The following is a 17,175-nucleotide window of genomic DNA, read 5'->3' as shown; positions in this document are numbered from 1 at the left end:
GTAATAAGCTGTTCTTTTTGAAGTACAAAAAAAGGTAATGAAAATCTATCATTACCTTTTTTATTGTATTCTCAAATTCATTTAAGCTGGATCGACATGTGCCATCACACTTAATATCTGTTTATTTTGTAAAACATTATTACGAGCACTGACTACAATGTCATGACTTTCACTAACAGTGAGTTCACCTTTTATTTCAAGGTGCACATCAACCAATAAGTAATCCCCTGAACGACGCGTTTTTAAATCATGCACGCCTTGCACACCTGGTGTTGAAATAAGAATCTGTTTAATTTCTTCCAGTGTTTCTTCATCCGCTCCTCTATCCATTAAATCTTGCAATGCTTGATAAGTAAAACGCCATCCCATACGCCCTACAAATAAACCTACGATTAGCGCAGCAAGAGGGTCAAAGAATTTAAATCCAGCAAGGCTACCAATAATACCAATCGCAACAACCAGTGAAGAGGCAGCATCCGAGCGCGCATGCCAAGCATTCGCGGCTAACATATTCGAATCCACTTTTTTCGCGACACTCAGCATATAACGAAATAGCCCTTCTTTGGTAGCTAAGGCTAATAAAGCGACATACAATGCGACACGATGAACTTCAGGAATAGTTGATGGATCTAAAATTTTATGGATTGCAGAAACCACCATACCTAAACCAACAATTAATAAAATAGTCCCAAGAATAAGCGAAGCCGCATTTTCATAACGAAAATGACCATAGGGGTGATCGGCATCAGGTTGTTTCTGACTGCCTTTATTGGCAATTAAAACAACAAAGTCAGCAATAAGATCAGAAAGTGAGTGAATACCATCAGCAATTAAACCTTGTGAGTGTGAAAAAAAGCCCACGGTAATTTGCCAAATAGATAAAACGATATTAACAAAAACACTTACTAACGTGCTTTTTTTAGCTGCTTTGAATTTTTCAGACTGTATATTATCAGCCTGCTCCAACTCAATATCATCAATGTGATTATGTGTCATAATAATAATCTTATTTGGTTTTAAATAGCCTACTCTATTTATAATAGATAAATAGAGTTCCACAGGTTATTTCAGGTTCCATAACTCATTGGTGAGGATAAAGAACGACTCTGAATAACAATCCAGTTTAGGGACTAAGATTGCTGTCCAGACATCATATTGAGATGTCATTGCCTATCAATATGCCATATTTTACTCTTTATGTCTCTTATTTTTATCAATAAAATCTTATAGATACAGAACAATAATATAATTGATAATCATTCTTTTATGCATTTTCTATCTTTAATAAGAAAGAAGGATCTTATTTTTTTAATACGGTATTATTAATTTCTTTTCTGTCAGTGAGTTAAAGTGTATAACTTATTTTAATTATATTATTAATATTATTTCATCCTGTTCTTACTTTTTAATGATTAATAATATAAAGTAGTAAATAATCATTCTCACTCTTATTTAGAACACAGATCACAGCTATTTTTTACGATTAAGCGATAATAGTAAATATTTTAAACTAACGCTAAGTGAGGTTTGTAATGTATAAGAAAATCCTAGTTCCCATTGATATTTTAGAAGATGAACTTTCTCAGGAACTGATCGCTCACATTGAACAAATTGCAAAGGTGGGTAAACCAGAGATCCACTTCCTCACCGTTATCCCTAACGCTGAACTTTTCTTTGGTATTGAGTTTGCGGCTATTCCTGAAAAATTCAAAGATTCATCTGAACGCACTCGCCTTGCTTTTGTAGCACTACAAGAAATGATTAAAGATGCAAAAATTCCAGATGAACAAATTGTATGTAATGTGGGTGTCGGTAATGCAAAAGATGAAATTTTAGAATATGCCCGTCACATTGATGCTGATTTAATCGCTATTGCTTCGCATCGACCTAATGTTTCCTCTTACTTATTGGGCTCAACTGCGTCATCTATTGTGCGCCATGCAAAAATGTCAGTTTTAGTTATCCGTTAATCTTTATTAGCTTAAATAACAACAAAGCCCTTAGTCTTAACAACAAAGGGCTTTTTAATGACCTAAATATACAGACCGTTATTTTTTAACTGAATTTTGAATAGTATCAGCAGCAGACCAAACACGGTATTTCACATCAACATCTTTCGGCGCATAAACGACTATAGGTAATTTGCTGTTATAACGAATAAAGGCATCAGAACCTAAATTAGCCTGTACAAAAGCCTCTTTTTTCGTATTATCTGGACATCCCATCATGGTAGACATTGGGCCATTTAAATCTCCCACAACATAATAACTATAGCCCCAACCTTCTAAATTCTTTTCATCAAGCTCAGCACCAAACCACTGATGGTTACAATCTACTTTTTGCTCTTTACCAACAATTAGCTCAACTTGATAATTGCTTTCATTATCTTTTTTCTCTAACTCGATAACATGACGAACTTGATTTTCTTGAGCCTTAGGATAAGGTGCAACTTTATCTAAACTGTCGGTAGCTTGTGCACACGCAGATAAAGACATTGCGGCTACTAAAGATAATATTACTTTGTTCATCACTCTCTCCATATTTACAGCGAACACTTCGCCGTTAACAAAATTATTCAGATGTTTTATATTACTCGTTATCCGAATACTAATATTTTTAGTGTTTGAATGCTAACATCTTAGTAAATAATACTATGAGTGGATAATTCTGAATGTTTTAAAAAGAAAAATCACGTTTTTTCATGAAATGTAAATTTGTGATGCTCTACCATGCAGATAACCAATCTATGATTATACTGAAATAGAGACCCAATTTCTTTTCATAGGAGGTTATATGTTCTCAGATCAACAATCCCTTGTTTCTCAATTAAGAAATAGTGATCCCCGCTTTGAAGCTCTCTACGATAAACATCATCGACTCGATCAAGAAATTGCTAAACTAGAAGGTCCAAACGGAGCTGGCTATAACGACGAAGTTGCCAAACTAAAAAAAGAAAAGCTTCACCTTAAAGATGAAATGCAAAAAATACTTCAGCGAAGTGAAAAATAAGGCTCTTTTTAAGCGATGATATAATGTCATCGCTTTTTATGATTAAAAACAAAGATACCCTCTCATAAAGATGCATAATTAATGTATCTTTTATTTTTTAGGGTACTCAATATGTCATCAATACATGGTCATGAAGTTTTACAAATGATCCTTTCTTCAGAGACTGCATTTACTAAAACATCGCTAATTGATGCTATCCATAAACAATTCGGCAATGACTCACGTTTTCATACGTGCTCAGCTGAAAATATGACAGCGACTGAATTAGTTGATTTCTTAGAAAGGAAAGGTAAATTTATTCCAGCAGAGGGTGGATTTACAACGAGTGAAAATAAGATTTGTCATCATTGATAGATATACAGTTTTAAAACCCGATTGCCAGTGATTTCCTTTTCTATGTCATTGGCTTTTTATATAAACAAGTAAAAAGCCAATTCATTCTGACAATCGTAATTACTTTATTTACTAAATTTTTGCTGCACTTTATTCATCGTCTGTTTGCAACCAACCATCATCTTCCCAAACACTTTGAATAAGTTCCATAATATGTTCATGCTTAGTTTCATCTTTTATGCCTGTGACTTGAATTGAGTTCATGCTACTAAAGGCAATACGAAACTGCATATCTGGATATTCTGGAATGATCTTTTTTCTCAGTTCGTGTTCTAAGAGCGGAAATAATGAGTCAGTTATCTTAGATTGTTTATTAAATAAAATTTCCACACGCATTGGTTTCACCATTTAAAGGCAAATAGACTGTATATAAATACAGTATTATATTCTAAGAAAAAAGAAAAGGCTTTTTGACAAAATTTTTTATGATCACGCATTAAATAATATTTTAGCGTCTCTATCAGCTTAATGGTAAGATGTATAATAAATGCAACTTATTGCTAAGAGAGAAGAATATGTCAGGTAAAAGAATATATCGTGAGAAAAAAACCATTCAAAAGATGGTTTCTCTTTATGCCAATTCACACCCTGAGGCCACTCCTGATTACTATCAAAAATTAGTCGATTACGCCTATAACCGATTAGATAAATGTCGTTATGGTGAAGATAAACCAGCCTGTAAACAGTGCCCTATCCATTGTTATCAACCCATAAAAAGAGAAGCAATGAAACAAATCATGCGTTGGGCTGGCCCTAGGATGTTAATTTATCACCCAATTTTAGCAATACGTCATCTTATTGATGATAAAAAGCCTGTGCCTCCACTTCCTGAAAAAAAACGCACTATTCGTTCAACTAAAAAGTGAAATCAGATTTTTTCAATCGATATAAAACATGTTCAGCTAAAGGGTGGGTTTGATCTAATTCAGGATGAAAGAAGTTATCAGATTGATGCATACCTAATTTTTGCATCACTCCTTGAGAAGGGAGATTCAAAACGGCGGTAAAAGCAACAACCTCCTCTAATCTCAGCGTCTCAAACGCAAATTTAAATACCGCTAAAGCAGCTTCATAGGTATATCCCTTACGCCAATACTTTTTCGCAAGACGCCAACCTATTTCTACACAAGGGCTAAAAGGCAAAGATGCTATTGGAATATTTAGTCCTACAAAACCAATAAACTCTTGTGTCTCTTTTAATTCAACAGCCCACATTCCCCAACCATTTTGCTGAATAAATTTTTCACGGATAGTCTCAACCATATTATCACTTTCTGATTGAGATAATATACGTGGGAAATAGCGCATTACTTCAGAAGAAGAGTTAATTTCAGAAAAAAATGGCGCTTTATCACTTTCACGCCATTCTCTTAGATGTAGTCTGGGAGTCTCTAAATTCATCGTTATTCTCTATTCATATAAAACTAAAACCATAACGATAAAATAGAATAATAAACGAACAATAAAAAGAAAAATAATAACTTTATTTTTTGTTTTCTTTTTGTAGATTTTCTACTGGAGCAGTTACTTTATCTTTATTTGTGTTAGCGCTTTCTTTTATTGAAACAACGCGTTGTTGAGCCACCGATTTAGCTTGATGTTCAACTTGCTCTGATTGTCCAGTGAAAATACCGCCACGTTTAATAGACATACTTCCACAACGGCTAGTACCTCGTAGCTCACCGTGTTCTAATATATCTAGATTATTTGCTGCACAAATGCCTTTTACAAAACCGTCAATAATAATATCTGGCGCTGTTAATTCACCTTCTACTTGCCCGGCATGCATAACACGGATAACGCCATCTTTGACATTAATATTTCCTGATACTTTACCCCAAATTTGGATGTCACCTTCAACATTAATATCGCCTTGAAATACCGTTCCTTTCGCAATAATAGTGTACAACTTTTGCTCTGGCATCGGTTTTTTCTCTTCTGTTATTACTGGTGCAACAGGTTCTGCAGTTTTTGGTGTTTCAGTTTTACGACTAAACATAGCAACTTTCTTTAACCTCAACGTCATAGAATAAATAATAATACTAAAAATTAGGATAAGGATAATCAAAAACTCGCCAGCCATCTTAGAGCGCCAAAAGGCTATTAATGCAAGAGTCCACATTATCCATATCCCGCTAAATATAATATTTCGCAGTGTTCGCTTATTCTCCATAATGAGCTATATTCTTACCTCCCTGACAATGAATACACTTATGCATTCACCATTCTAATAAATGGATGACAAGCATAATGCTAGTAATAAGCCTATTATTACCTTTTAGTTTGTTGATTTGCGCCTTAGGAGAAATAATATTTAATTAAATAAAATGATAAGATTATTCATTTTATAATTCAGGATTGATGTCAATGATTTGTAAAATTTAAACATCTAATTTATATGGATGTTTTTATTAGAAATTAACATTTTTCACAGGTCTTCAGTTTTCATACATTTTTACTTAAAAGTATTGACCTTCTATTCATAAAATAATTTATTTTTGATGGATAAATAAGAGCTCTCTATTACAATAAAAATCAAAAAGTAGAAGCAACAACTCACAAGGTTGTTTTTTTGTTACAAGATGTTAATTTAGTTATTTTAACATTGTTTCAATATTATTAACAATGATTTTTATAAGCAAATATCACTAGTGAAATTATTTTTCATCCTTCACTTAATCTTCTTTATATTTATCTTTCATTCTGATTGTTTAATAAAAAATAACACTAAAAAATCACAAACATCACAATAAAGAAATAACATTCATTCTTTCACCTTAAATACATCTATTACTGATTTACACTGTAAAGGAAAGGAGATGTGTTTAAGTATATGTTATATATAAGTTTTAATAAAATTAAGATAAAATGTAAATTATTAATTACACAAATATACTTACTCTTTTTTATTGTCTATAATAAAATTTTTATCTAATTTAAATTTTTTTTGCAATTCATAATAAATGCCATTAAATTAACAAAATTACTTATCTTAAATTAGAAAAACAAAATGCAATGTCTAATATCTAAAAAAAAACCACATCAAATTAAAGAAAATAGTCTCTTTTTTATTTTTAATAGCACTCAATAATAAAGAAGTGTTTTTATAAATACTCTTATATTTATCTTTATAAAAATACAGTGATACTTATATAATATATTTTGGGCGAAAAATGAATACAATACAATGTAACAAAACCGAGCAATATGATTGTGCTATTCAAAAAAAATCTTATCTTTATCCACAATATCAAGTATTAGAAAATGAACAAAAAGCCCTCTTTCTTATTCGAAAAAACACACTTATATTACAAAACTGCACTGATACAGTGACAGCTATTGAAGATCAAGTTCTTTTTCTGCAACAAGGTAACTATACAATAAAAACACAAGGTGTAGAACCTACAGATATTATCTATATCCCACTTTCTGATGATTTCTTAAGAAACTTCATGTCTAAGTACAATGATATCCTGTGCCAAATAGACAGAGATGAGGAATTTACTAGTGCTTTTATTCTATTTCAAAACTCACCTCTTATTCAATTTTGTAGTAATGGCTTTGAATATCTTATTCTCCAGTCTTGTCCTGAAACATTCACACAATTACGTATTGAAGAGCTTTTGATTTTATTGCTTTCAACTGAACAAGGTTCAGATTTAATGGCATTATTGCGCCAACTTAGTCATCGCCAAGTTGATCGCTTAAAGATTTTTATGGAAAAAAATCATTTAAAAAATTGGAAATTAAAGCAATTTGCTCGTGAATTTGGGATGGGGTTAACAACTTTTAAAGAGCTTTTTAGCCATGTTTATGGCACCTCACCAAGAACATGGATCTGTGAAAGACGAATTATTTATGCACACCAACTGCTATTGACAACTGAAATGAGTATTGTTGATATTTCAATGGAATCTGGCTTTTCAAGTCAATCTTACTTTACACAAAGTTACCACCGTCGTTTTAATATGACGCCAAGTAAAGCAAGAAATCTCAGATCAAAATTATAAAAAAACCGACCGAATATCATAATATCCAAAAGTCATTCATAGTTAGAATACTTGAAATTTATTCTTATGAGTGAGTTGTATATCGTGATAAAAGAAAATACATATAGTATCCAACCCCATTATTATAACTATTTAGCATTGCTAAAAAAAATAATGGTAACCAACGATAAGAAAACTGTAGATAGATTGTTTAGCCTACAGTTTTCTTTACATTCTAATGGGAAAATCGTTACCGCATATGATATTAACGAACAACAAATAAAGATATTATCTCGTATTTTATGCCGTGAAAGCTTAGACAGTTTATTACAGTCCACTTGGTTTTTACGAAAGAAATACTGTTTCGTGGCCATATCTAAAGAAGAAATACGTGACATTATCAGTTTTGCACGTTCTTTTCATGCAGAGAAATCACCTTCTACGATAACGCCAACAGATTGGGATAAATCATTAAAGGCTACCGTCAATATCAATGAACATATGCGTTTAATTCAAGCCGTAATAAAGCCTCTTTTTATTTGGTGGGTTCAACATATTACCCCTCAGCTTTTTATACTTTATAACACCAAAAGAGAACTTGAACTTCAAATTAAACAGTGTGAAAACATTAAATCATTTGAAGAAAAACAACTATCAAATAAAAGTGATTCTTTTTTATCTTTAGATGATATTAATATTAAACTTGATGCTGATAAAGTCAGATTAATTGTTATTAATGACTTATTGCAAAAAGATATTCAGTTGCTCATTAATCATTGGAATAATGAACCTATCTTTAATGTTGAAATTAATAATACTTTAAATTACATCAAAAATGTAACGCCATCTTCTGAATTAATAAAACCGTTATGGGATATCTTAAATAGTATTCCCGAACATCCGGAAAATTGTCAAATTTTAAAAGATTGGCTGTTAGAAAGAGAACTTTGTTTAAAGAACGATAATTTTTTATGGCAATAAGTAAAGTATCAGCTCTTCTCTCAATAAAAAGAGAAGAGCTGATGTTAACTTTTAATCACTTTATTTAATATCTAAGATCTCAATGGTTACGATAGACATGGATTCTGGCGGTACTTGTCCCGGAACACCATTTTTCCCATAACCACCACCAGGTTTTATATAAATTTTAGCTTTACCATTGATGCCAGCTTTAGCAATAAAGGTGTTCAATGGTAAGGGGAGTTGACGATAAGGTAGAATAAGTGGCTTAGACTTATCATAATTGAGTGTCACAGTGCCATCTGTCAGCTCTTCATGCATAGTAAAAACAACCGTTTTACCTGTAATTGAAGCGACAGGCTTACCCTGTTTTAAGATTTTAAAATAGGTATCATCATCATACTGTATGTAATTTTGTTTTTGAATTTCAGATAAAATAGATTTATTCCGTTGGGCATTATCTTTACCAATGATTGAATAAGCATAAGCGAGTTGCCCTGCGATCATTTGCCCTTCACTTGCCATTTTTTCAATTTGTTCTTTCAGTGTTTTATTTTCTTTTAACACATTGGTTTTTTCAGTATTTGCCTTTACTAATTCAGCTTCTTTTTCTTTAACTTGCTCATTTAACTGAGACCCTTTATCTTCTAAGGTTTTAGTCAACTCTCGTTGAGCTTCAAGTTGTTTGGTCATTTCATCTAGTGCTTTTTGAACATCAGATAATGTACTTTCTTGCTGTTTAGCTTGTGCAATAGATTCTGTCTGCTGTTGCTTTAATGCACTAATTTGTTGTGCACTTTCTGTATTTTGTTTTTCTAATTGAGCTTTCGCTTCAGCTAATTGAGCATTTAATTTATCCGTAGTATTCTGTTTTTCAGTAAGCTGTTTTTCTAGTAATGATCGTGTTTTCTCACTTTCTGTTTTACTTGTAGTTAATTGCGCTAACGCGATATTACTCTCTTTAAATTGGATATCTAATGCTTGATATTTAGCTGATAGCTCATTTTGAGCTTTTTCTAACTTAGCAATTACATTATTTTTATCTGTAATTAAATTATCAACCGCTTTTTCACCCGCAGATAAACTTTTTTTCAGATCACTCAACTCCGTTATTTTATTATCTAACTGTAGTTTTAGTTCTGGTACCACTTTGAGTTTTTCATCTGCTTGCTCTTTTTGCTGCTGAACAGCTAAAAGTGATTTATTAAGCTGAATTTGTTCCTGGTTGCTTTTTTCAATTTGTGTTTTTAGTTGTGCTATCTCTTGTCGCTGGCTATCAACAAACTTATCATTAGCTTCTTGTAGCTTTTCAGCTTCTGTGATTTTTAATGCAAGCGATTTAGATAACTCTTCACGTTCTGATGTCATCTTCAACAATGCACTTTTTAGCTTTTCTATCTCGTTCTTCGCGGTGTTATCTTTTAATAATAGTTGTGCCTGTACAAGCTGAGTTTGAATGCCTTCTTTTTCTTCTTTCATTGTTGCTAATTGGCTCTGTGTATCAGCCAATTGCTTCACCAAATGAGTTTGTTCATTCGTCAATGTTGATAGCGATTTTTCCAATGTTGCTATTTCTTTATTTTTTACGGCTTCTAACTTAGCTAACTCTTGTTCTTTTTGTTCATGAGTTCCCTTGAGTAGTTGTTGAGCTTGAGCATATTGAACCTGAATATTTTCTTTTTCTTGCTCAATTTTAGTCAGTAATGTTTGTTTTTCATTTAATTGATTCAGTAACTTTTCTTGCTCAGCTTCCGTACTCTCAAGTGAGTTTTGTAACTTATCAAGTTCTTTTTTAGCGCTATCATCTTTTAGTCGTGCTTGAGCCTGCAAGTACTGGGTTTGTAATTGCTCTTTTTCTTGCTCAAGTTGGATAAACTTAGCCTCTAAACTTTTAAGTATTCCTGATTGTTTTTCAAAATCTTGTAGCTGTTTTACTAGTTCTTTATTTTTTTCTGTTGTCGCGCTTAATATATTTTCTTTATCAGCCAATTGCTGAATTAATAAATCACGTTCTTCTTTTGTTGTTCCCAGATCTTTTTGTAATTTAGCAACAGCTTGTTCCAATGTATCATCATTGAGTAAGTTATTTGCCGTCGCTAATTTTTCTTCTGTTTCCGCCAGCGACAGTTCCAATTGTTTAATTTGGTTATTCGCATTTTGAAGTTTTTCTAAATGTTCCTTTAACGCCACTGTTTGCTCAGTATATTTCTGATACAGCGCTTGATATTTATTTCTTGTATCGGTTAAACGATTCAACAGCGTTTTATCAAAAAGAGGTTGCTGATGATCAAGCACAGAACGATTAAATTGATAGGCAAAATGAAAAGGAATTGCGGTCACAGAATAAAATGTGCCAGGAATAATATCTAATAAGAAATTTTCATTTTTTTGCGATTTTGAATAATTTTCTTTTGAATAAAGTACTAATGGGTTATAAACCGTAGCATTATTTCTATACTGATATCGATTAAGATCCTCAGGTGTAAATTGAGGTTTAATTGGAACAAATGAAAGTAGTGGTGTTAAATAACGAGTATAATCACTCTTAAATTTAGAATCATTCTCAGGTAATACAGGGCAACTTTCCACTCGCGTGATATCAGGCGTCTCCACAAACTCGACGGCCTGATTATCTGTTTTTGCTGGTGTAGAAGGTTTAACTCGTTGCTCTGGCTTAGTTTGTTGGGTCACCGTTGTTGTACGGCTTCCCCCACGATTAGCCTGACCGGTTCTTGTTGACAATGAAATTGTAGCAGATGTTTTAGGCTCAATTTTTATTGGCTCCTGCGTTTCAAAATAACGGTCAAAATCCTCAATAACAGAATTAAACTCATTATTGGCAAACGACAGTGTTGGAAACAACATAAAAGCGAGACAAACACTCTGCTTTAATTTCATAGTAATTATTCACCTAATTTTTTCAATGTCGAATTAACTGACATAATCGACAGATAGCGAACTTTTGCACACAAAACTTCTGTTTTTGATTCAATACTCATTTTTAGCAAATCTAAACTATCTTTACTTGCGGTACCTTGAACACTGCGGTACATCGCATTAATTTCACTAATTTCTTTAAATGAACTCATCATGGATTGATAGTCAGATGGAGAAAAGGTTTTTAGAGAATCAAGTTGTTTTATACAAGCGCTTTGTGGTGCTAACCCTAATTTTCGAGCCTCTACACCACTATCAACAGATTCTGCTGTTGGTGTCATGGTAAGTGGCTGTGCCGTTGCTACTGACTGCGTTGTGGCAACAGGCTGAATCGCTTGTGTTGGCACCGGTGTAGGTGTCTCAACTGGACGTGTTTGATCAGACCAAACACACCCAGACAAAGCGAGAATGCTGGTTGTTATAAATACAGCAAGGACATTCTTTTTATTTTGTAATAAGGACATCATTTTTCCTTAATTCCGATCAGGCTTAAATAAGAGCATATGAATTGTCGCATTTTAAGCCATTTTATTATAATTTTCTATTACCTACCGCATACTAAATAAATAGGCTAACACTCGAGGTTGTAATGAGTGTGCTTATCATTTCATTTATTTTTATTAAAACACTACCTGCATCACACTAAAGATGTCATTTTTTGAATATCGGATTTATTCAGTAAAATGCTGTCATGTAAATTGATTACTTTTTATTTCAGTAAAATAATACCAGATAATAATAAAAATAATAATACTAATTTTATCATTTATTTACGCTAATTACGTGTGAGAAGTGGACTTATATTTTGTTGTTGTTTTTTAAGACTAAGATAAAATCAAGAAATGAATATCAGATATTGTCACTGATATTTATTCTATCCTTCCAAATAGGAGAACTAAGATGAATCATTTTAAAATCGGTATCGTTGTCGGAAGTTTAAGAAAAGATTCGTATAACAAACAAACAGCAAATGCATTAACTAAGTTATTTCCTAAAGAGTTTGCTCATCAATTTATCGATATCAGCAATCTTCCTCTCTATAACCAAGATGATGACAATCATACTCCTTCTGCCGTTATCAAATTCAAACAACACATAAGCGAATGTCAAGGCATTATTTTTGTCACACCTGAATATAATCGCTCCATTCCAGGTGTACTTAAAAACGCACTAGACCAAGCTTCTCGTCCATATGGGACAAATGCTTGGAACAAAATTCCTGCTGGTATTATTGGGGTTTCAATCGGTAATATTAGTACAGCAATAGCACAACAACATCTGCGTAACTCATTAGCATTCCTGAATATGCCAACCTTAAACCAACCTGAATGCTATCTAAAATGGTATGACGGAATGGTTGAGAATGAACATTTTGCAGAAAAAACAGCACACTTTATGCAAAGTTGGGTTGATGCTTATGTTGCTTTTGTAAAGCAAAATAACCAATAATCAACACACTAAAAAGAGCTTTGTTTTTTATACATAGCTCTTTTTATTTTTCACTCTTAAAAATAAAATGTATTATTTTCTTCTAATGAAAATATTAGTAGTGGATAAAAAAGCTTAATATTTGGTAACTAATACATAAAAGTATCATCGTCTCATTTAAATAATAATCAGACTAAATTCGATTGTCATTAAAAGACATCTCTTATTATTATAAGAAAAATATTTATTATATAAGCAATAATTAAATAAAACGGATACAAGATCAAAATGCATGGTGTCGCTCAGTATCTCTAAAACCTGAAATCATCAATAAACCTCCATCTATATTTAGAGATAAAATTTAGAATTCAATAATTATTTTTAACAATTGATATTAAATTAGAATATTGAGCAGAATGTGCGATATATATCTAAATAATATACTTCTATAATTGTGATAGACAAAAAAATTACCTATATTATTCACCCATTAAATACTGGCAGGTAAATCATGGATAAAAATTTAAAAGAAATTGAGTGTGAAATTGCGGCTCTAAAATTTGTTATCAAATCTTTACTTTCCTCGCTAAATGATAGACAACGAAGAGATATGCTGGGGAATATATCTATAGTAATTGAAGATACATCAAACCGATACCCTCAACTTAATGAAGTTATAAACTTGACAGAGCAATATGTAAAAAAACTGACTCAAGCTTAGTAAAGTGTGTTATTAAATTTGCTGATCGACAAAAATATTATAGGGTGCATATTGCATCCTACTTATTCCTATAGGATATACTTTCGTTCCACTCTATTAATTCAACCTTAAGCTAAATTCATTAAGTCATTATTCCCTAGCTCAAATATCCTCACTTTTACTTTTTTAATACAAGATACCATAAATTTTTTGCTTTTTTATTGATTTAATTTCTTCTTGGTTTTACCTAAATAATTAATTAATATAAAAATAATCAGCCACACAATAATATAACATCGTTTCTGAGGATCTTATGGAAAAAAAAGTTGTCAATATAGAGTATGAAATTGCAGCATTAAAAGTAGTTTTAAAAGCGTTATTATTAACTTTAACAGATAAACAAAAAGAAGTCGCAATTCAAGATATAAGCGAAACCGTCAACAATGCATATACCAATCATCCTCAATACAAAGATGTTATAACTAAAACAGAACAATATATAAAAAAAATGCTCTAAAAATTTGGCGCTATATCATATATATATCTCTTTATTATCGTTTATTTTAAGATCATTTATATTAGCGCCTTTAGAAAATTAAAATTATACAAAAGAAAAACATAATCAATGATTGATTGATTTTTTATCAAAAAATTTAAAAAAGAGATAATTTTCCAATCCATAAAAAACAAATAGATTATTTATAAATAATCTCATTTAGATAATAAAAGTTTACTTTTTGCTAGTGTAAAAATTATTACCCTTTTAGTACTTAATCAGTGACTAACTAAATTTTATATCAATGTTAAATAAATCTAGCATATAATATGTATTCATTATGTCTTCTATGCGCCTAACGAGTAAGAACTTACCACCTTAGACACATATTTTATGGCTTTTTCTATATCAATATCAATGATGAATAAGATTAAATTTTTGTACAGACAACTGTAACTCTTCTGTTTGTCTTTCCAGTGAAATAGCCGCTGCTGAAACTTGCTCAACTAAAGAAGCATTTTGTTGTGTTACACTGTCCATTTGAGTAATAGCGATACTCACTTGACTAATGCCTTTACTTTGTCCTTCAGAGGCAATAGTGATTTCTTTCATAATCGAAGTAACCTGTTTAACTCCAGTGAGAATATCTTCCATTGTTTTTTCCATATCATTCACTAAACTAGCGCCTTTTTTCACTCGCGTCGTTGAATTAGCAATAAGTCCTTCAATCTCTTTGGCTGCTTTTGCACTGTCTCCTGCTAAATTGCGCACTTCATTTGCCACTACCATGAAACCTCGCCCATGAGTGCCTGCTCTGGCAGCTTCTACTGATGCATTTAGTGCAAGGATATTGGTTTGGAATGCAATATTATTAATAACATTAATAATATCAGCAATTTTACTTGAGCTATCAGTGATCTCATCCATCGTCGTGACAACAGATTCAGCTATCACATTACCTTTTTCAACCGTGACTGATGCAACTTCTGCTAACGCTCTTGCTTGGTAAGCATGTTCCATATTTTGGTTAACAGCAGCTGTTATTTCCTCCATACTTGTCGCTGTTTGCTCTAGTGCCGTCGCTTGCTCTTCTGTACGAGAAGCCAAATCATTATTCCCTTTTGCAATTTCAGATGCACCTCGATAAATACTGTCACTGCCTTGTCGAATAATACTTACTGCCTCATGTAAACTATTTTGCATACTATTCAATAACGGTATTAATCGTCCAGCACAATTATTACCAAAAGGTTCTAATGGTTGGCTAAGATCACCCTCTGCCATTCTTACAAAATGTCGGCGAATATTTTCTAATGGTTTTTGTAGCATAGACACTAAGTAACGGTCAGTAAGAATAAGAATAATACCACCTACAATGGCACTGATAATGATAACAACCTGCGTGATGTCAATAAGTTCATCAACTTCTTCTATCGTTCTATCAATTTTTATATTAGCAACTTGATTAAATTTCTCAGTAACGTTACCAAATTCACGGCTTAAAACAGGTGTGACATTTCTAGCATGATGCTCATATTGCTCTATAGTACCATTGAGAGCTAACTCCATCTGTGGCTTCACTCCTTGCTCAAAAAGGGCTAGCCAAATTGTCATTAATTCTTGAGAGACTTCAGCATTCATTGGTCCTGGAGAAACCGATTTCATATATTCAATCTGCTTTTCCATATTTTCCATTGCAATTTGAGCTTGTGTAAAATCAACGTCTTTACCTTCTGCTTTTTGTTCCACTATACGATTAAGCCGTGAAGTAAAACGAAAATATTGGTCATTTCCCTGACTGAGTGCCGCCATCTGTTTTATTATTTGATTATCAGCCTGATTACCTTTAGAAATTTGTGATAATGACCATGCGCTATAAAGGCTCACGCTACCAAATAACATACATAAAGTACCCAGTATTACTACCATCATCAAACGAATAGTAATGTTACGAAGTTTCTGCATCGAATTTCTCAACTAACAAGATAAAGTAATCCCAGTAGGGCGTAATGTACTCTTATCGACAGTTTTTCAATTTATTTTAATTTTTTACTAATTTTTTTTATAAATTGATTCTTTATTTTCTATACATAAAAAGAGTTAGTTAAGAGAAGCAAAAATGTTACTTATCTATCATTTTTTATAATTTAGTATAAGAATAAAAAAAATACTAAAAATCAATAGATTACAATTTTTGTAACGCAAAAAACAAATAAGAAGCACTTGAGGAATAAAAATGTAACTTGAGGAAATAATAAAATTATAGTTATCTCAATAGATGTTTACTTCAAAGAAAGAAGTACTCTCTTTTTAGAGCGTTTACTTTTATTCAAAAATGGCTAAAGGTAGGAAATCAAACTGATTAGCGAGTTTCTAATATTCTTTGCATTCAGATTAAAAGCGCTAAACCTTTTACGCATTAAGCTTAACGCTACCATAGAAACAAAAAATATTTTTCGATAGAACTTTATTAATTATCAGAAAAATTGCTAATAACTTCATAGGTCAATGAATTATCAGTACTATCTATCACTTTTAATTTAACGTTTTTATAAGAAATGATATTGCTTTCTTTTAGGTTATATTGGATATTATTTCCGAATCCTTGTTCCTCTATATTCGAGCCTATTTTTCGATAACTCACATCAACAACTTTATCATTTATTGCATTAAAAATGAGCGCCTGCTCAAAAGAATTACCCTCCGAATTATTTAATTTTAAATGTTCAATTTGAGCATCATCACGACAAACAACGACATTTACATCCGTAACGATACAAATTTCATTCGGTTTACCTCCTTTCTTTAATAAAATTGAGCTCCATGGTTGGCCTAAGACTTCAACAGTAATAGTTCCAGAATCTATGGTTTGCGTTGGCATATAAAAATCACCTTTATCGCTTGAGCCCACTTTTTTAAATACACCAGGAATAATTTTATAAGCTAGATCTATTTGTACTGGATTTAATACTTTAATGCCATCTAACTCACTAATATCACCTTCTTTTACTAAAGCTTGCCCTATTATAACGTGATTAATACTCCCTACTTTTGGTTCATTGATTTTATGTGGATCTGGTGTGTAATTATATTCAGTGACAGCACATCCAGATAAAGAGAAAATACAAACAATTGGAATCAATACATTTTTCATTTTTATAATACCTGTAGCATAACATACTTTTAAATTTTCAAGTTTATGTTCATAAATAAATGCTAACAAGTCACTGTCAGCGTATTTATACGATAATATCTGATTAAAG

Annotated in this window: 18 protein-coding genes; 9 read left to right on the top strand and 9 right to left on the bottom strand. The window is 31.9% G+C overall.

From position 1 onward, the window contains the following. Nucleotides 1–81: 81 nt before the first annotated feature. Nucleotides 82–996 carry a cation diffusion facilitator family transporter gene (locus GWI97_RS09175; protein ID WP_036934873.1) on the bottom strand — a complete coding sequence of 305 codons (915 nt, stop codon included), beginning with the start codon at nucleotides 994–996 and terminating at the stop codon, nucleotides 82–84. A gap of 536 nt (nucleotides 997–1,532) precedes the next feature. On the opposite strand from GWI97_RS09175, the gene GWI97_RS09170 reads away from it, so the two are divergent. Next, nucleotides 1,533–1,970 (top strand): universal stress protein, encoded by a 438-nt coding sequence (locus tag GWI97_RS09170; protein WP_036934874.1) that lies wholly within the window; start codon nucleotides 1,533–1,535, stop codon nucleotides 1,968–1,970. A 78-nt stretch (nucleotides 1,971–2,048) separates the two neighbouring features. On the opposite strand, the gene eco is transcribed toward GWI97_RS09170, so the two are convergent. After that, on the bottom strand, nucleotides 2,049–2,528 hold the full coding sequence (gene eco, locus GWI97_RS09165) for a serine protease inhibitor ecotin (RefSeq protein WP_036934875.1): 480 nt from the start codon (nucleotides 2,526–2,528) through the stop codon (nucleotides 2,049–2,051). 265 nt (nucleotides 2,529–2,793) lie between these two features. On the opposite strand from eco, the gene GWI97_RS09160 reads away from it, so the two are divergent. Together GWI97_RS09160 and GWI97_RS09155 are read left to right on the top strand one after the other, a co-directional pair. Next, entirely contained in the window at nucleotides 2,794–3,009 is a 216-nt protein-coding gene (locus GWI97_RS09160) for a DUF465 domain-containing protein (RefSeq protein WP_006533649.1), read from the top strand. Between the two features lie 111 nt (nucleotides 3,010–3,120). Then, complete coding sequence (locus GWI97_RS09155) at nucleotides 3,121–3,360, top strand: YecH family metal-binding protein (RefSeq protein ID WP_023581559.1); 240 nt, start codon at nucleotides 3,121–3,123, stop codon at nucleotides 3,358–3,360. A 132-nt stretch (nucleotides 3,361–3,492) separates the two neighbouring features. Here GWI97_RS09155 and GWI97_RS09150 read toward each other — a convergent pair whose 3' ends face one another. Beyond that, the gene (locus tag GWI97_RS09150) at nucleotides 3,493–3,738 is read right to left on the bottom strand and encodes a DinI-like family protein (RefSeq protein WP_036934877.1); all 246 of its coding nucleotides are present in this window, start codon (nucleotides 3,736–3,738) and stop codon (nucleotides 3,493–3,495) included. Nucleotides 3,739–3,917: 179 nt separating this feature from the next. Between GWI97_RS09150 and GWI97_RS09145 the strand changes: the two genes are divergently transcribed. After that, nucleotides 3,918–4,268 carry a nitrous oxide-stimulated promoter family protein gene (locus GWI97_RS09145; protein WP_036934879.1) on the top strand — a complete coding sequence of 117 codons (351 nt, stop codon included), beginning with the start codon at nucleotides 3,918–3,920 and terminating at the stop codon, nucleotides 4,266–4,268. Here GWI97_RS09145 and GWI97_RS09140 read toward each other — a convergent pair. Continuing rightward, entirely contained in the window at nucleotides 4,258–4,803 is a 546-nt protein-coding gene (locus tag GWI97_RS09140) for a GNAT family N-acetyltransferase (RefSeq protein ID WP_161751913.1), read from the bottom strand. The genes GWI97_RS09145 and GWI97_RS09140 overlap by 11 nt on opposite strands. An 82-nt stretch (nucleotides 4,804–4,885) precedes the next feature. Then, nucleotides 4,886–5,401 carry a bactofilin family protein gene (locus GWI97_RS09135; RefSeq protein WP_224215365.1) on the bottom strand — a complete coding sequence of 172 codons (516 nt, stop codon included), beginning with the start codon at nucleotides 5,399–5,401 and terminating at the stop codon, nucleotides 4,886–4,888. 1,174 nt (nucleotides 5,402–6,575) lie between these two features. Here GWI97_RS09135 and GWI97_RS09130 point away from each other — a divergent pair. Both GWI97_RS09130 and GWI97_RS09125 read left to right on the top strand, forming a co-directional pair. Continuing rightward, complete coding sequence (locus GWI97_RS09130) at nucleotides 6,576–7,412, top strand: helix-turn-helix transcriptional regulator (protein ID WP_087803224.1); 837 nt, start codon at nucleotides 6,576–6,578, stop codon at nucleotides 7,410–7,412. Between the two features lie 84 nt (nucleotides 7,413–7,496). Continuing rightward, nucleotides 7,497–8,372: a T3SS regulon anti-activator ExsD domain-containing protein gene (locus GWI97_RS09125; protein ID WP_226905381.1), complete on the top strand. Its 876-nt coding sequence runs from the start codon at nucleotides 7,497–7,499 to the stop codon at nucleotides 8,370–8,372. A gap of 60 nt (nucleotides 8,373–8,432) precedes the next feature. Here GWI97_RS09125 and GWI97_RS09120 read toward each other — a convergent pair whose 3' ends face one another. Together GWI97_RS09120 and GWI97_RS09115 are read right to left on the bottom strand one after the other, a co-directional pair. Further along, complete coding sequence (locus tag GWI97_RS09120; protein WP_123822343.1) at nucleotides 8,433–11,249, bottom strand: sugar transporter; 2,817 nt, start codon at nucleotides 11,247–11,249, stop codon at nucleotides 8,433–8,435. A 5-nt stretch (nucleotides 11,250–11,254) separates the two neighbouring features. Next, complete coding sequence (locus GWI97_RS09115) at nucleotides 11,255–11,752, bottom strand: hypothetical protein (protein ID WP_224215367.1); 498 nt, start codon at nucleotides 11,750–11,752, stop codon at nucleotides 11,255–11,257. Nucleotides 11,753–12,188: 436 nt separating this feature from the next. On the opposite strand from GWI97_RS09115, the gene GWI97_RS09110 reads away from it, so the two are divergent. The 3 genes from GWI97_RS09110 to GWI97_RS09100 all read left to right on the top strand — a co-directional run bounded on the left by GWI97_RS09110 (nucleotide 12,189) and on the right by GWI97_RS09100 (nucleotide 13,933). Beyond that, nucleotides 12,189–12,737 carry an NADPH-dependent FMN reductase gene (locus tag GWI97_RS09110; RefSeq protein WP_036934891.1) on the top strand — a complete coding sequence of 183 codons (549 nt, stop codon included), beginning with the start codon at nucleotides 12,189–12,191 and terminating at the stop codon, nucleotides 12,735–12,737. A 490-nt stretch (nucleotides 12,738–13,227) separates the two neighbouring features. Next, on the top strand, nucleotides 13,228–13,437 hold the full coding sequence (locus tag GWI97_RS09105; RefSeq protein WP_161751912.1) for a sigma-S stabilization anti-adapter protein IraP: 210 nt from the start codon (nucleotides 13,228–13,230) through the stop codon (nucleotides 13,435–13,437). 292 nt (nucleotides 13,438–13,729) lie between these two features. Further along, on the top strand, nucleotides 13,730–13,933 hold the full coding sequence (locus tag GWI97_RS09100; RefSeq protein WP_036934894.1) for a hypothetical protein: 204 nt from the start codon (nucleotides 13,730–13,732) through the stop codon (nucleotides 13,931–13,933). 393 nt (nucleotides 13,934–14,326) lie between these two features. On the opposite strand, the gene GWI97_RS09095 is transcribed toward GWI97_RS09100, so the two are convergent. Both GWI97_RS09095 and GWI97_RS09090 read right to left on the bottom strand, forming a co-directional pair. Then, nucleotides 14,327–15,877, bottom strand: a complete 1,551-nt coding sequence (locus tag GWI97_RS09095) for a methyl-accepting chemotaxis protein (protein WP_087803221.1) — start codon at nucleotides 15,875–15,877, stop codon at nucleotides 14,327–14,329. A 505-nt stretch (nucleotides 15,878–16,382) separates the two neighbouring features. Continuing rightward, complete coding sequence (locus GWI97_RS09090) at nucleotides 16,383–17,135, bottom strand: hypothetical protein (RefSeq protein WP_226905383.1); 753 nt, start codon at nucleotides 17,133–17,135, stop codon at nucleotides 16,383–16,385. Between the last annotated feature and the right edge of the window lie 40 nt (nucleotides 17,136–17,175).

Source organism: Proteus sp. G2300 (genome assembly GCF_009915965.1).
In the GTDB taxonomy this organism is placed as follows: domain Bacteria; phylum Pseudomonadota; class Gammaproteobacteria; order Enterobacterales; family Enterobacteriaceae; genus Proteus; species Proteus vulgaris.
This window is presented reverse-complemented; position numbering and strand designations above follow the sequence as displayed.

Coding starts and splice junctions, on each gene's coding strand:
- GWI97_RS09140 (WP_161751913.1), bottom strand. CDS start 4,803: ATGAATTTAGAGACTCCCAGACTACATCTAAGAGAATGGCGTGAAAGT.
- GWI97_RS09120 (WP_123822343.1), bottom strand. CDS start 11,249: ATGAAATTAAAGCAGAGTGTTTGTCTCGCTTTTATGTTGTTTCCAACA.
- GWI97_RS09150 (WP_036934877.1), bottom strand. CDS start 3,738: ATGCGTGTGGAAATTTTATTTAATAAACAATCTAAGATAACTGACTCA.
- GWI97_RS09175 (WP_036934873.1), bottom strand. CDS start 996: ATGACACATAATCACATTGATGATATTGAGTTGGAGCAGGCTGATAAT.
- GWI97_RS09135 (WP_224215365.1), bottom strand. CDS start 5,401: ATGTTTAGTCGTAAAACTGAAACACCAAAAACTGCAGAACCTGTTGCA.
- eco (WP_036934875.1), bottom strand. CDS start 2,528: ATGAACAAAGTAATATTATCTTTAGTAGCCGCAATGTCTTTATCTGCG.
- GWI97_RS09110 (WP_036934891.1), top strand. CDS start 12,189: ATGAATCATTTTAAAATCGGTATCGTTGTCGGAAGTTTAAGAAAAGAT.
- GWI97_RS09130 (WP_087803224.1), top strand. CDS start 6,576: ATGAATACAATACAATGTAACAAAACCGAGCAATATGATTGTGCTATT.
- GWI97_RS09145 (WP_036934879.1), top strand. CDS start 3,918: ATGTCAGGTAAAAGAATATATCGTGAGAAAAAAACCATTCAAAAGATG.
- GWI97_RS09155 (WP_023581559.1), top strand. CDS start 3,121: ATGTCATCAATACATGGTCATGAAGTTTTACAAATGATCCTTTCTTCA.
- GWI97_RS09170 (WP_036934874.1), top strand. CDS start 1,533: ATGTATAAGAAAATCCTAGTTCCCATTGATATTTTAGAAGATGAACTT.
- GWI97_RS09095 (WP_087803221.1), bottom strand. CDS start 15,877: ATGCAGAAACTTCGTAACATTACTATTCGTTTGATGATGGTAGTAATA.
- GWI97_RS09105 (WP_161751912.1), top strand. CDS start 13,228: ATGGATAAAAATTTAAAAGAAATTGAGTGTGAAATTGCGGCTCTAAAA.
- GWI97_RS09100 (WP_036934894.1), top strand. CDS start 13,730: ATGGAAAAAAAAGTTGTCAATATAGAGTATGAAATTGCAGCATTAAAA.
- GWI97_RS09160 (WP_006533649.1), top strand. CDS start 2,794: ATGTTCTCAGATCAACAATCCCTTGTTTCTCAATTAAGAAATAGTGAT.
- GWI97_RS09115 (WP_224215367.1), bottom strand. CDS start 11,752: ATGTCCTTATTACAAAATAAAAAGAATGTCCTTGCTGTATTTATAACA.